The organism is Halomonas salipaludis (assembly GCF_002286975.1).
Classification (GTDB): Bacteria; Pseudomonadota; Gammaproteobacteria; order Pseudomonadales; family Halomonadaceae; genus Franzmannia; species Franzmannia salipaludis.
In genome coordinates this window covers 289514-302967 of sequence record NZ_NSKB01000006.1, presented here as the reverse complement: position 1 = coordinate 302967, position 13454 = coordinate 289514, and the positions used below count along the sequence as shown (strand labels likewise).

General features: G+C 66.6%; 13 protein-coding genes. 4 read left to right on the top strand and 9 right to left on the bottom strand.

Annotated features, from left to right (window positions below; all coding sequences use genetic code 11):
• Position 1 precedes the first annotated feature (1 nt).
• Genes rng through CK498_RS17040 form a run of 5 tightly spaced genes read right to left on the bottom strand, consistent with a single transcriptional unit; the run spans position 2 to position 4575 of the window.
• Positions 2–1465 carry a ribonuclease G gene (rng, locus tag CK498_RS17060; protein WP_095622052.1) on the bottom strand — a complete coding sequence of 488 codons (1464 nt, stop codon included), beginning with the start codon at positions 1463–1465 and terminating at the stop codon, positions 2–4.
• 32 nt (positions 1466–1497) lie between these two features.
• On the bottom strand, positions 1498–2091 hold the full coding sequence (locus CK498_RS17055) for a Maf family protein (RefSeq protein WP_095622051.1): 594 nt from the start codon (positions 2089–2091) through the stop codon (positions 1498–1500).
• A gap of 19 nt (positions 2092–2110) precedes the next feature.
• Positions 2111–2599, bottom strand: coding sequence for a rod shape-determining protein MreD (gene mreD, locus CK498_RS17050; protein WP_095622050.1), 489 nt, complete (start codon positions 2597–2599; stop codon positions 2111–2113).
• Entirely contained in the window at positions 2599–3504 is a 906-nt protein-coding gene (gene mreC, locus CK498_RS17045; RefSeq protein ID WP_095622049.1) for a rod shape-determining protein MreC, read from the bottom strand. Before mreC ends, mreD begins: the two co-directional genes overlap by 1 nt.
• Positions 3505–3537: 33 nt before the next feature.
• Positions 3538–4575 (bottom strand): rod shape-determining protein, encoded by a 1038-nt coding sequence (locus tag CK498_RS17040; RefSeq protein ID WP_095622048.1) that lies wholly within the window; start codon positions 4573–4575, stop codon positions 3538–3540.
• Between the two features lie 192 nt (positions 4576–4767).
• Here CK498_RS17040 and gatC point away from each other — a divergent pair, with 192 nt between their 5' ends.
• From gatC to CK498_RS17020, 4 genes are read left to right on the top strand one after another with little or no spacing between them, the layout of a single operon-like run.
• Positions 4768–5055, top strand: coding sequence for an Asp-tRNA(Asn)/Glu-tRNA(Gln) amidotransferase subunit GatC (gene gatC / locus CK498_RS17035; RefSeq protein WP_095622047.1), 288 nt, complete (start codon positions 4768–4770; stop codon positions 5053–5055).
• 20 nt (positions 5056–5075) lie between these two features.
• Positions 5076–6536 (top strand): Asp-tRNA(Asn)/Glu-tRNA(Gln) amidotransferase subunit GatA, encoded by a 1461-nt coding sequence (gene gatA, locus CK498_RS17030; RefSeq protein ID WP_095622046.1) that lies wholly within the window; start codon positions 5076–5078, stop codon positions 6534–6536.
• On the top strand, positions 6536–7999 hold the full coding sequence (gene gatB / locus CK498_RS17025; RefSeq protein WP_095622223.1) for an Asp-tRNA(Asn)/Glu-tRNA(Gln) amidotransferase subunit GatB: 1464 nt from the start codon (positions 6536–6538) through the stop codon (positions 7997–7999). The genes gatA and gatB overlap by 1 nt, the downstream gene beginning before the upstream one ends.
• A 47-nt stretch (positions 8000–8046) precedes the next feature.
• Complete coding sequence (locus CK498_RS17020) at positions 8047–8598, top strand: cupin domain-containing protein (protein WP_095622045.1); 552 nt, start codon at positions 8047–8049, stop codon at positions 8596–8598.
• Between the two features lie 170 nt (positions 8599–8768).
• On the opposite strand, the gene CK498_RS25885 is transcribed toward CK498_RS17020, so the two are convergent.
• The 4 genes from CK498_RS25885 to CK498_RS17005 form a co-directional block, all read right to left on the bottom strand.
• Positions 8769–8936: a DUF6435 family protein gene (locus tag CK498_RS25885; RefSeq protein WP_141246976.1), complete on the bottom strand. Its 168-nt coding sequence runs from the start codon at positions 8934–8936 to the stop codon at positions 8769–8771.
• 204 nt (positions 8937–9140) lie between these two features.
• Positions 9141–10460, bottom strand: a complete 1320-nt coding sequence (locus CK498_RS17015; RefSeq protein ID WP_229359122.1) for a DNA recombination protein RmuC — start codon at positions 10458–10460, stop codon at positions 9141–9143.
• 111 nt (positions 10461–10571) lie between these two features.
• Positions 10572–12068, bottom strand: a complete 1497-nt coding sequence (locus CK498_RS17010; RefSeq protein ID WP_095622043.1) for an aldehyde dehydrogenase — start codon at positions 12066–12068, stop codon at positions 10572–10574.
• Complete coding sequence (locus tag CK498_RS17005; RefSeq protein ID WP_095622042.1) at positions 12065–13447, bottom strand: aspartate aminotransferase family protein; 1383 nt, start codon at positions 13445–13447, stop codon at positions 12065–12067. The genes CK498_RS17010 and CK498_RS17005 overlap by 4 nt, the downstream gene beginning before the upstream one ends.
• Positions 13448–13454: the final 7 nt, after the last annotated feature.

Below are 13454 nucleotides of genomic sequence, written 5' to 3'. Positions count from 1 at the left end.
CTTACATCAGCACGATATCGTACTGCTCCTGAGAATAGTGTGCCTCGACCTGGAAGCGAATCGTCTTGTTAATGAAGGACTCGAGATCCGCGACCGCCGTGGACTCCTCGTCGAGCAGCCGATCGACCACCGCCTGGGAGGCCAGCACCATGTAGGTTTCCGGGCTATAGGCGCGCTCCTCGCGGAGGATCTCGCGAAAGATCTCGTAGCACACCGTTTCCGGTGTCTTCAGCGTGCCGCGCCCACTACAGGTAGGACAGGGCTCACACAGCGTCTGTTCAAGACTTTCGCGGGTGCGCTTGCGCGTCAGCTGCACCAACCCCAGCTCGGTGACCCCGGTGCACTTGGTCTTGGCATGGTCGCGCTCCAGCGACTTCTCCAGTACCCGCAGCACCTGGCGCTGGTGCTCGAGCTCTTCCATGTCGATGAAATCGATGATGATGATCCCACCCAGGTTGCGCAGCCTGAGCTGACGGGCGATCGCCGTGGCCGCCTCGAGGTTGGTCTTGAAGATGGTTTCCTCGAGGTTACGGTGGCCCACGTAACCGCCGGTATTGACGTCGATGGTGGTCATCGCCTCGGTGGGGTCGATGACCAGGTAGCCGCCGGACTTGAGCTGCACCTTGCGCCCCAGCGCCTTCTGGATCTCGTCCTCGACGCTGTAGAGATCGAAGATCGGCCGTTCGCCCGGATAGTACTCGATGCGGTTCTCGGTACCGGGCATGAACTCGCTGGCGAACTCGTACAGCTTGAGGTAGTTCTCGCGCGAGTCGATGCGCACCTTCTCGATCTCGTCGCGCATCACATCGCGCAGGGTGCGGATGAACAGCGGCAGGTCGTCGTAGATCACGCTGGGTGCCGGCGCGGTGATCTTGCGCTCGCTGACCTTGCGCCACAGCCGCAGCAGGAAATACATGTCGGCATGCAGCTCCTCGTGCCCCACGCCCTCGGCGGCGGTGCGGATGATGAAACCGCCGCTGATCTCGAGCTCCTGCTCGCTCTGGCACTGTTCGGTGAGCTGGCGCAGCCGCTCGCGCTCGGCGTCGTCTTCGATACGCTGGGAGACGCCGTTGTGAGGCGAATCGGGCATATAGACCAGAAACCGCGACGGCACCGACAGATGCGTGGTGAGGCGCGCCCCCTTGGAGCCGATAGGGTCCTTGGTGACCTGCACCACCAGCGCCTGCCCCTCGTGCAGCAGATGGCCGATCGACACCTGTTCGTCGCTGGGGGTGTTGGGCGGCATCACCTCGTGGGCATGAATGAACGCCGCCCGATCCAGGCCAATGTCGACGAAGGCGGCCTGCATGCCGGGCAGTACCCGCACCACCTTGCCCTTGTAGATATTGCCGACGATGCCGCGGCGTCGGCTGCGCTCGATAAAGGCTTCCTGCAGGACGCCGTTCTCGACCACTGCCACGCGAGTTTCCATCGGCGTCAGGTTGATGAGTACTTCACCACTCATGCAGGCTTCCTTATCCAGTGATCATATCGGCATTATGGCACAGCCACCCCGGCCCTCGACCACAGCGCTACGCCCTGGCGGGTCAACAGTGCGGCGGTCTCGTAGAGCGGCAGCCCCACCACCGCCGAGTGACTGCCCTGCAGCTCGGCAACGAACACCGCCGCCAGCCCCTGGATGGCGTAGCCACCCGCCTTGTCGGCGGGCTCGCCGGTGGCCCAGTAGGCGGCGATCTCGTGCGCGTCGATATCGCGCAGGGTCACCTGGCTGGTCACACAGCACTCGAGCAGCCCGGCCGGCCCGCTGACCGCCACCGCGGTCAGCACTTGGTGGGTGGTGCCGGCCAGCGCGCCGAGCATCTCGGTGGCGTGGGCCTGGTCGCGGGGCTTGCCAAGAATCTGGCCGTTCAATACCACCGCAGTGTCAGAGCCGAGAGTCGGCAGCTGGCTACCCACCGCTCCGGCCAGCGCCTTGCCCCGCGCCAGTCGCTGTACGTAGCTGCGCGGCGCCTCATCGGGCCACGGCGTCTCGTCGATGTCTACCGGATACACCTCCACCGCCACGCCGATCGAGGCCAGCAGCTCACGGCGGCGCGGCGAGGCGGAGGCCAGGCGCAGTGTCGCGGTCATCACGGCTCCCGTGGAGAATTCAGAAGATGCCCAGCCGGCGGCGCAGCACCTGGAACAGGGTGAACAGCCAAGGCCACAGCAGGCCACCGATCAGTGACGGCAGCAAAAACGCCAGGTGTATGGAGAACGGCCCGACGATGGTGCGCAACCACTGCTCGATCAGTTGCACGATGCCCAGCAGCATGAACACCAGGATCGCCTGCTGCAGCAGCGAGTAGGCACGCAACCGCTGATAGACCAGCGCGCACAGGAAGGCCAACAGCGACAGGGTCAGGGCATTCTGGCCCAAGGGAGTGCCCTCGATCAGGTCGAGCAGCAGGCCGAGCACGAAACCGTGCAGCACGCCGACCCGCTGCGGCATCACCACGCACCAGTAGATCAGCATCAGCCCCAGCCAGTCGGGCCGCCAGATCAGCCACACGTCAGCCAGTGGCATCACCTGCAGGCACAGCGCCAGCAGCAGGCTCAGCCAGATCAACAGGGTACCGCGCAGGCCTATGGCAACCATTACTGCATCAACTCCAGCGGCGGTTCGATGATCGAGAAGGTCTCGTCCCACAACCGGTCACCCGGCTCCGGCTCGATGGTCGGCGGCGGGAACAGCAGCAGGAAGTGGCGTGAGCGCTGCAGCTGCGCCACCGGTGCCGCGGTGACCCGGGCAAAGGGCTGGCCGGGGTCGTGGACCACCTCGCTGACCCGCGCCACCGGATAGCCGGCGGGGAAGCGCCCGGCCAGCCCCGAGGTGATCAGCAGATCGCCCTCGCGGATATCGGCGGTGTCGGGAACGTGCATCACATTGAGGGTATCGTAGCGCCCCGAGCCCTGGACGATGAAGCGCAGACCATTGCGATTGACCTGCACCGGCATGGCGTGATTGGCATCGGCCAGCATCAGCACACGGCTCGAATAAGCCGACACCGCGGTGATCTGTCCCACCAGCCCCGAGGCATCCATCACCGGCTGACCGACGTAGGCGCCGTCGCGGCGACCGCGGTCGACGACCATCTGGTGGGTGAAGGGGTCGGAGTCCAGCGACAGCAGCTCGGCGGTGACATAGGGCATATCGGCCTGGCTGGCGGCATTGAGCAGCTCGCGCAAGCGCACGTTTTCGGCGGTCAGGCTGGCCATGCGCTGCACCCGATGCGACAGGGTCAACAGCTGCTCGCGCAGGCGACGGTTCTCGTCGACCAGCGCGCGCTGGTCCGAGAGCGCCAGCGAGCCCCAGGTCAGCACGTCGCTGGGCACGCTCACCGCCCACAGGATCGGCGCGACCACGGTGGTCATCTGGGCACGCAGGTCTTCCATGCGCGAAAATCGGTGTTCTGCAAACATCAGGGCGAACGCCACTATCGCACACAACAGCATGCGATAGCCTGGCACCGGCCCGTGCGAGAACAGCGGTTTGATAAGCAATCCCCCCGAAAGCAGCCTAGCGATAACCGGGTGTTAGTCGCTCGAGAGCAGCTCGAAGGTATGCTGGTCGATCATCTCCAGGGCCTTGCCGCCGCCACGCGCCACGCAGGTCAGCGGATCCTCGGCGACGATCACCGGCAGGCCGGTCTCCTCGGCGATCAACTTGTCGAGATCGCGCAACAGGGCACCGCCGCCGGTCAGCACCAGGCCGCGCTCGGCAATATCCGAGGCCAGCTCGGGCGGCGACTGCTCCAGCGCACTCTTCACCGCAGTGACGATCGAGGCCAGCGTCTCCTGCAGCGCATCGAGGATCTCGTGGGAGTTGAGCGTGAAGCTGCGCGGAATGCCCTCGGCCAGGTTGCGGCCGCGCACGTCGATCTCACGCAGTTCGCCGCCCGGATAGGCACAGCCGATCTCTTCCTTGATGCGCTCGGCGGTGGCTTCGCCGATCAAGCTGCCGTAGTGGCGACGCACATAGGCGGTGATGGCTTCGTCGAAGCGATCGCCACCGACACGGATCGACTCCGAGTAGACCACCCCGTTGAGCGAGATGATGGCGATCTCGCTGGTGCCACCACCGATGTCGACGACCATCGAGCCCTGCGCCTCTTCCACCGGCAGGCCGGCACCGATCGCCGCCGCCATGGGCTCCTCGATCAGGAATACCTCGCGGGCTCCGGCACCTTCGGCCGACTCCTTGATGGCGCGGCGCTCGACCTGGGTCGACATGCACGGCACGCACACCAGCACCCGGGGGCTCGGCGTCAGGAAGGTGCTTTGATGCACCTTGCGGATGAAGTGCTGCAGCATCTGCTCGGTGACGGTGAAGTCGGCGATCACGCCATCCTTCATCGGACGGATGGCAGTGATGTTGCCCGGCGTGCGGCCCAGCATGCGTTTGGCGTCGACGCCAACGGCGGCAACGCTGCGCATGCTGCCTGACTGGCGAATCGCCACGACGGATGGTTCGTCGAGCACGATGCCCCGACCGCGAACGTAGATCAGTGTGTTGGCGGTCCCCAGGTCGATCGATAGATCGCTCGAGAACAGCCCCCTTAAACGTTTAAACATGAAAGTCTTTCACCTAGTGCAGACCGGAACCCTGTGCGGATGCAAACGGTATCACCGCGGCCGATGTCCAGCAAGCTGAAGTGCCTGCCAGACGCGCGAAGATGTGGTACGGTTTGCGGCTATTTCAGCGCGGATGTCGGTCGCCGACGTCCGACGCTGCCATCGATATCATGCTCAGGGGACGTTTATACCATGGCGCTTGAACCCTCCGACGTAATGCGCGCGGCCCACCTGGCGCGACTGGCCATGAACGACGTCGATGCCGCCGGCTACGTAGACGACCTCGGCCGTATCCTGGCCATGGTCGACCAGCTGCAGGAAGTCGACACCCACGGCGTGGCGCCGCTCGCCCACCCGCTCGACAGCACCCAGCGTCTGCGCGCCGATGAAGTCACCGAACGCGACCAGCGCGACCACTTCCAGCGCGTCGCCCCGGCCGTCGAGAACGGCCTCTACCTGGTGCCCCGCGTCGTCGAATGAACCCGTTTCAGGATCCTGCCATGCACGACCAGACATTGACCCAGCTCGCCCGCGCCCTGGCCGACGGCGAGGTTTCCAGCCGCGAGCTGACGCAAACGCTGCTGGGGCGCATCGAGCGCCTCGACGGCCGCCTCAACAGCTTCATCAGCATCACCCACGAGCAGGCGCTGGCCGCCGCCGATGCCGCCGATGCGCTACGCGCCAAGGGCCAGGCCGGCCCGCTCACCGGCCTGCCGCTGGCACTCAAGGACATCTTCTGTACCGACGGCGTCAAGACCAGCTGCGGCTCGAAGATGCTCGACAACTTCATCGCCCCCTACGATGCCTGCGTGGTCGAGAAGCTCAAGTCCGCCGGCACGGTAAGCCTGGGCAAGACCAACATGGACGAGTTCGCCATGGGCTCGTCGAATGAGAACAGCCACTACGGCCCGGTCAGGAACCCCTGGGATCTCGACGCCGTACCCGGCGGCTCCTCCGGTGGCAGCGCCGCGGCGGTCGCCGCGGGCCTGGTACCGGCGGCGATGGGCACCGATACCGGCGGCTCGATTCGCCAGCCGGCGGCCTTCTGCGGCATCACCGGGCTCAAGCCCACCTACGGCCGGGTGTCGCGCTACGGCATCATCGCCTACGCCTCGAGCCTCGACCAGGCCGGTCCCATGGCGCGCACCGCCGAGGACTGCGCGCTGCTGCTCGGCGCCATCGCCGGCCACGACCTGCGCGACTCCACCAGCGTGGCACGCGGCGTGCCCGACTACCGCGCCGAGCTCGGCGAGTCGCTGTCGGGGCTCAAGATCGGTCTGCCCCGGGAGTACTTCGGCGACGGCCTGGCCCCCGAGGTCGAGCAGGCAGTGCGCGAGGCGATCAAGGTCTACGAGTCGCTGGGTGCCAGCGTCCACGAAGTCAGCCTGCCGCATACCCACTATGCGATCCCGGCCTACTACGTGATCGCCCCGGCCGAGGCCTCCTCGAACCTGTCGCGCTTTGACGGCGTGCGCTTCGGCCACCGCTGCGACGCGCCCAGCGACCTGATCGACCTCTACAAGCGCTCGCGGGACGAGGGCTTCGGCAGCGAGGTCAAGCGGCGCATCCTGATTGGCACCCACACCCTCTCGGAAGGCTTTTTCGACGCCTACTACACCCAGGCGCAGAAAGTCCGCCGGCTGATCCGCCAGGACTTCCTCGACGCCTTCGAGGAGGTCGACGTGCTGATGGGCCCGGCCTCGCCGACCCCGGCCTTCGATCTCGGCGCCAACAAGGATCCGGTGTCGATGTACCTGCAGGACATCTACACCATCGCGGTCAACCTGGCCGGCATCCCCGGCATCAGCGTGCCCGCCGGCTTCGTCGGCAGCCGCCCCGTGGGCCTGCAGATTCTCGGCCCGCACTTCGCCGAGTCGCAGCTGCTCAATGTTGCCCACCAGTTCCAGCAGGCCACCGACTGGCACCAGCGCCGTCCCGCCCTTGCCGAGGAGAGTGCATGATGCAATGGGAAACCGTGATCGGGCTGGAGGTCCACGTCCAGCTCGCCACCAAGTCGAAGATCTTTTCCGGCGCCTCCACCGCCTTCGGCGCCGAGCCCAACAGTCAGGCGTGTGCCGTCGACCTCGGCCTGCCCGGGGTGCTGCCGGTGCTCAACGAGCAGGCGGTGGCCATGGCGGTCAAGTTCGGCCTCGGCATCAACGCCGAGATCCCCGAAGTGTCGGTGTTCGACCGCAAGAACTACTTCTACCCCGACCTGCCCAAGGGCTACCAGACCAGCCAGATGTACCACCCCATCGTCGGCGCCGGGGAAGTCGAGATCAGCCTCGATGACGGGGCCACCAAACGCATCCGCGTGCATCACGCCCACCTCGAGGAGGACGCCGGCAAGTCGCTCCACGAGGACTTCCACGGCATGACCGGCATCGATCTCAACCGTGCCGGCACGCCGCTGCTGGAGATCGTCTCCGAGCCCGACATGCGCTCGGCCAAGGAGGCCGCCGCCTATCTCAAGGCGATTCACGCCATCGTCACCTACCTGGGCATCTCCGACGGCAATATGGCCGAGGGCTCGATGCGCTGCGACGTCAACGTCTCGGTGCGGCCCAAGGGGCAGGAAGCGTTCGGCACCCGCGCCGAGATCAAGAACGTCAACTCCTTCCGCTTCGTCGAGCGCGCCATCGCCTTCGAGGTGGAGCGCCAGATCGAACTGCTCGAGGACGGCGGCACGGTGGTTCAGGAAACCCGCCTCTACGACCCCGAGGCCGACGAGACCCGCAGCATGCGCACCAAGGAGGAGGCCAACGACTACCGCTACTTCCCGTGCCCCGACCTGCTGCCGGTGGTGCTCGACCGGGCCTACGTCGACCACCTGCGCAGCACCCTGCCGGAGCTGCCCGCCGAAAAGCGCGCACGTTTCGAGAGCCAGCTGGGGCTCTCCGCCTACGACGCCAGCGTACTGGCCTCGAGCCGCGCCATGGCCGAGTACTTCGAGGTGGTCAAGGACACCTGCGGCGATGCCAAGCACGCCGCCAACTGGGTGATGGGCGAGCTCTCCGGCGCCCTGAACCGCGAAAACCTGGCCATCGAGCAGAGCCCGGTCGCCGCCGAACAGCTCGGCGGGCTGGTCGCGCGGGTACTCGACGACACCATCAACGGCAAGGCCGCCAAGCAGGTGTTCCAGGCGCTGTGGAACGGCGAGGGCGGGGGTGAAGCGAACGCCGCCGACGCCATCATCGAGGCCAAGGGCCTCAAGCAGGTCACCGACAGCGGCGCCATCGAGGCAATGATCGACCAGGTGATCGCCGACAGTCCGGTGCAGGTCGCCCAGTATCGTGACGCCGAACCGGACAAGCGCGGCAAGATGATCGGCTACTTCGTCGGCCAGGTGATGAAGGCCTCGCGGGGCACCGCCAACCCCCAGCAGGTCAACGCCCTACTAAAAGAAAAACTGGATCAGGCATGATCCATGCGCGGCCGGCGCCTCGCCGGCCGCCTTATCAGGAGACGGCCATGTCGGACGATGTCGGAGGACGCCTGCGCGCACTGCGCACCCTGCGCGGCATATCACAGCGCGAGCTTGCCAAGCGCTGCGGGGTGACCCACTCGAGCCTGTCGCTGATCGAACAGGGCAAAGTCAGCCCCTCGGTCAGCTCGCTGAAGAAGATCCTCGACGCCATTCCGATCAGCGTCGGCGACTTCTTCACCATGGACCTCGAGAGCCGCGACCAGGTGTTCTACTCGGCCGACGAACTGACCGACATGGGCAGCGGCGAGGTGATCTTCAAGCTGGTCGGCGCCAACCGCGCCAGCCGTGCGCTGTCGTTCATGATCGAGACCTACCCCGGCGGTAGCGACACCGGCCGCGAGATGATCGCCCACCAGGGCGAGGAAGCGGGCGTGGTACTGGAGGGCGAGATCGAGATCACCGTGGGCGGCGAGAGCCGCGTGCTGGGCGCCGGCGAGGCCTACTACTTCGACACCAATGTGCCTCACCGCTTCCGCAACCCCGGCGATGTGGCCTGCAGGCTGGTCAGCTGCTGCACCCCAGCCAAGACCTTCTAGGGCTTTGTACGAAAAGTCGGCGAGCGAAGGTCAGGCAAGGCAAAAAACGGCGAAAACGGACCGGGCTCGCGCACGAGTTTACGGGGTGTAAATGAGCATTTTGATCGGACTCGCGCACGAGCCGATTTTTAACGCCGCATGGCCGAGCGCAGGCAGTTTTCGTACAAAGCCTAGTCGCCTTTTAGCGCCTCGATCTCCTGGCGCAGCGCCTCGGCCTCCTCGGTGAGGCTGGCGTTGGCGCGCATGTCACCGTTGCGCGCCGCCAGCATCGCCTGCTCCAGCTTGCGCTCGTACGCTTTCTGCAGCTTCTTGCTCGGATCGCGGCTGAACAGCCCCATGGCGTCTCTCCGGTGCTGGATGAGCGACCAGACTACGCCAATATCTATACAAAAGCGATACCAATACTGTACAAAACACCCCCCCCTAGATGGAGCATCTGCCCCGCAGTAGCAGCGTTGCTCGGAACTGATCCACCTCCTCTTCGACCTGCCGCCAGCGTTCCTCGCTTAGAGAGACTGCGATAGCCCAACCCGAACATCTGGTTAAGTGCTGCCGGCGTCATGGCGCCCCTGCCCCGGATCCAGCTCCAGGCGCGCCCGCTCCACCAGCGCCTCGGGCAGCTCGCGCTTGACCGCTACGCCCAGCTCGCGGAACTCATCGGCCTGCTTGATCAGGTTGCCGCGGCCGTTGACCAGCTGGCCGATGGCGGTGTCGTAGCTCTCGCGGGCGCCGTCGAGCTTGCCACCGACCTCCTCCATGCTGGCGAGAAAGGTGCGCAGCTTGGCGTGGAATTTCTCGGCGCGACTGGCCAGCTCGGCGCTATGCCGGCTCTGGTCCTCGAAGCGCCACAGCTGGCGCACGATATTGAGGCTGGTCAGCAGCGTGGTCGGCGTTGCCACCAGCACGTTGCGCTCCAAGGCACGCTGGAACAGCGACTCATCGTGCCGGAGCGCCTCGACGTAGGCCGACTCCACGGGAATGAACATCACCACCACATCCGGCGAGTTGAGCCCCGGCAGGTCGTAGTAGTGCTTGTCGGCAAGCTCGTTGATGCGCTCACCCACCGCCCGGGCATGGGCCGCCAGCGCCTCGCCGCGGGTCGCCTCGTCGTCGGCGTTGACGTAGCGCACATAGGCGGCAAGCGAGGTCTTGGCGTCGATCACCAGGTGCTTGCCCTGGGGCAGGTAGACCAGCGCGTCAGGCCGCCGCCGCCCCGCCTCGGTGGTGAAGCTGACCTCGCGCTGATAGTCCTTGCCGGCGCGCAGGCCGGCGCCCTCGAGCACGTTCTCGAGCATCAGCTCGCCCCAGTTGCCCTGCAGCTTCTTCTGGCCCTGCAGCGCCTCGGTGAGGCGGCTGGCCTGGTCGGTGATCTCGCGGTTGAGGGCCTGCAGGTGCTGCAGCTCGGTGCGCAGGCTGGCGCGCTGCTCGGTGTCGAAGCGGTGGATCGCCTCGACCTTGTCGCGAAAGCCCTTCATCTCCGCCTGCAGCGGCTGCAGCAGGCCGTGGATATTGCGCTGGGAGAGCTCCGAGAAGCTGCGCCCCTTGCGCTCGAGAATCTCGTTGGCGAGGTTCTCGAACTCCTGCTTGAGCTGCTCGCGGCTGTCACGCAACAGCGCCAGCTGCTGCTCGAAGTGGCTGCGCTGCTGGTCGAGGGTAGTGGCCAGGCGGGTGCGCTCCAGCTCGACGGCCTTGAGCGCCGCCTCGCGCTCGGCAAGCGTTGCGCTCAGCGCCTCGCGCGCTGCCTCGGCGGCGCGGCGCTCGCGAGCCTGGCGCCGCGCGGCGAGCGCGCTGGCCAGTAGGTAGGCGATGATAAACGCCACACCGGCGGCCAGCGCCGCCATCTGCTCAGGGGTAAGGGTCACGTCTCGGCTCCGCCAGCGGGTGAACAATACGCACTCGGCCCCGCCGGCACATTCGCCTACGAGGCCGGGCTCATGGTAGCACGCCGCGGCGCCAAAACACTGGTCAAATCATCAGCCTTCCAGCGAGATCCATACGCTCTTCAGCGAGGAGTATTCCGCCAGCGAGTGGTGCGACTTGTCGCGGCCGTTGCCCGACTGCTTGACCCCGCCGAAGGGCATGCTCTGGTCGCCGCCGGCCCAGTTATTGACGAACACCTGGCCGGACTGCAGGCGCCGGGTGACGCGCATGATGCGGTCGATGTCCTGGCTCCACAGCCCGGCGGCCAAGCCGTAGTCGCTGTCGTTGGCCATGGCCACGGCCTGCTCCTCGGTGTCGAAGCCGAATACCGCCAGTACCGGCCCGAAGATCTCCTCGCGACCGATGGCCATCTCAGGCGTCACCCCGTCGAATACCGTCGGCGCGATAAAGTAGCCGGGGCGCTCCAGGGCCGCCCCGCCACCGCGCAGCTGGGCGCCCTCGGCCACACCCTGACGGATGTAGTCGAGAATGCGCCGATGCTGGGTCTCGTCGACGATGGCGCCCATGAAGCTGTCGGGGTCCAGCGGGTCGCCGGGCTGCATGCGCTCGGCGGCGGCCAACACCTTGTCAACGAACGCCTCGCGGATTGAGTTCTCCACCAACAGCCGCGAACCGGCGATGCACACCTCGCCCTGGTTGTGAAAGATCGCCGCCGCGGCGTGCTCGGCCACCGCCTCAAGGTGCTTGCAGTCGGCGAATACCAGGTTGGGGCTCTTGCCGCCGCACTCCAGGTAGACGCGCTTGAGGTTCGACTCGCCGGCATACTGCATCAGCTGCTTGCCGACCTGGGTCGAGCCGGTGAAGGCCAGGCAGTCGACGCCCATGGAGAGCGCCAGCGCGCGGCCCACGGTGTGGCCAAAGCCCGGCAGCACCTGGAACACGCCACGCGGCAGCCCCGCCTCCCGGGCCAGCTGGGCCAGGCGCAGCGCCGACAGCGGCGACTTCTCGGAGGGCTTGAGGATCACGCTGTTGCCGGCGGCCAGCGCCGGGGCGATCTTCCAGGCGGTCATCATCAGCGGGAAGTTCCACGGCACGATCGACGCCACCACGCCGAGCGGCTCGCGCAGCACCAGGCCCAGGCTCTCCTCGCCGGTGGGCGCCACCTCGCCGTAGAGCTTGTCAATGGACTCGGCCTGATGGCGCAAGCAGCCGATGGCGCCGGCCATATCGCCCAGCGCACTCGATACCGGCTTGCCCATGTCGAGGGTATCGAGCAGCGCCAACTCATGCTTGTGGGCCGCCATCAGGTCCGCCAGTCGCAGCAGTACCGCCTTGCGCCTGCCCGGCGCCAGCCGCGACCACTCGCCGCGCTCGAAGGCGGCGCGGGCGTGCTCGACGGCCAGCTCGGCGTCGGCGGCATCGCAGCTGGCCACCTCGGCCAGGGTCTCGCCGGTGGCCGGGTTGACGCTGGCAAAGGTCTCGCCGCTCAACGCATCGACGAACTGGTCGTCGACGAAGGCGCGGGTCTCGAAGGTCAGCGAGGCGGCCAGCGCCTGCCACTCGGACAGGGTAGTGGGACGGGTGCTCATGCCAAGGTCTCCTGCAATGGGGGTGTCGGGGTGTTGGCCAGGCGCCGCGCGGTCTCGTCCAGCGCCGCGCGAGCCTTGTCCACCAGTTCATCGATCTCGTGGTGAGCGATCACCAGCGGCGGCGAAATGATCATGGTATCGCCTACCGAGCGCATCACCAGCCCGCTGGCGAAGCAGATATCGCGGCACAGGTTGCCCGCGCCCAGCGACTTGTCGAAGCGCTCGCCGGTGGCCGGATCGACCAGCTCCAGGGCGCCGATCAGGCCCAGCGAACGCGCCTCGCCAACCAGCGGGTGCGTGGCGAGCTCGGCCCAGCGCCGGGCCAGATAGGGACCGAGATCATTGCGCACCCGCTCGATAATACCCTCGCTCTCCATCAGCTCGAGGTTCTTGAGCGCCACCGCGGCGCAGGCCGGATGCCCCGAGTAGGTGAAGCCGTGGAAGAACTCGCCGCCCTCCTCGATCAGCGTCTCGGCGACCCGGTCACCGACCAGCACTCCGCCAATCGGCAGGTAGCCCGACGACAACCCCTTGGCGATCGGCATCAGGTCCGGCTCGAGGCCGTAGTGCATGCTGCCGAACCACTCGCCGAGCCGCCCGAAGCCGCAGATCACCTCATCGACCACCAGCAGGATATCGTACTTGTCGAGCACCGCCTTGACCGCCGGCCAGTAGCTCTCGGGGGGAATGATCGCGCCCCCCGCGCCCTGCACCGGCTCGGCGATAAAGGCCGCCACCCGCTCTTCACCGAGGGCCAGGATTCTCTCTTCCAGGGCCGCGGCGCAGTCGCGGCCAAAGGCCTCGGGGTCCTGACCGTTCGACTCGCCGAACCAGTAGGGCTGGCGAATGTGGCAGATGCCCGGCACCAGCGGCCCGCCCTGGGCATGCATCGGTGCCATGCCGCCGAGGCTCATGCCGGCCACAGTGGAGCCGTGATAGGCATTCTCGCGGGCAATCACCAGCTGCTTGTCGGGCCGTCCCTTGAGCGCCCAGTAGCGGCGCACCATGCGCAGCACGGTGTCGTTGGCCTCGGAGCCCGAGCCGGTGAAGAACACCCGATTGATATGCGCCGGCGCCAACCGGCACAGCATCTCGGCCAGCCTCACCGCCGGCGGATGGGTGGTCTTGAAGAAGCTGTTGTAGTAGGGCAGCTCGCGCAGCTGCCGGGTGGCGGCGTCGACCAGCTCCTCGCGACCGTAGCCGAGATTGACGCACCACAGCCCCGCCATGGCGTCGAGGATGCGGTTGCCTTGGTCGTCGACGATATACACACCCTGGGCGCTGACGATGACGCGGCTGCCCTCTTCACTGAGCGCCTTGAAGTCGCTGAAGGGGTGCAGGTAGTGGGCGCGGTCGAGCGCCTGGATATCATGGGTCATGGTGCGA

Coding starts and splice junctions, on each gene's coding strand:
- rng (WP_095622052.1), bottom strand. CDS start 1,465: ATGAGTGGTGAAGTACTCATCAACCTGACGCCGATGGAAACTCGCGTG.
- CK498_RS17055 (WP_095622051.1), bottom strand. CDS start 2,091: ATGACCGCGACACTGCGCCTGGCCTCCGCCTCGCCGCGCCGCCGTGAG.
- mreD (WP_095622050.1), bottom strand. CDS start 2,599: ATGGTTGCCATAGGCCTGCGCGGTACCCTGTTGATCTGGCTGAGCCTG.
- CK498_RS17040 (WP_095622048.1), bottom strand. CDS start 4,575: ATGTTTAAACGTTTAAGGGGGCTGTTCTCGAGCGATCTATCGATCGAC.
- gatC (WP_095622047.1), top strand. CDS start 4,768: ATGGCGCTTGAACCCTCCGACGTAATGCGCGCGGCCCACCTGGCGCGA.
- gatA (WP_095622046.1), top strand. CDS start 5,076: ATGCACGACCAGACATTGACCCAGCTCGCCCGCGCCCTGGCCGACGGC.
- gatB (WP_095622223.1), top strand. CDS start 6,536: ATGCAATGGGAAACCGTGATCGGGCTGGAGGTCCACGTCCAGCTCGCC.
- CK498_RS17020 (WP_095622045.1), top strand. CDS start 8,047: ATGTCGGACGATGTCGGAGGACGCCTGCGCGCACTGCGCACCCTGCGC.
- CK498_RS25885 (WP_141246976.1), bottom strand. CDS start 8,936: ATGGGGCTGTTCAGCCGCGATCCGAGCAAGAAGCTGCAGAAAGCGTAC.
- CK498_RS17010 (WP_095622043.1), bottom strand. CDS start 12,068: ATGAGCACCCGTCCCACTACCCTGTCCGAGTGGCAGGCGCTGGCCGCC.
- CK498_RS17005 (WP_095622042.1), bottom strand. CDS start 13,447: ATGACCCATGATATCCAGGCGCTCGACCGCGCCCACTACCTGCACCCC.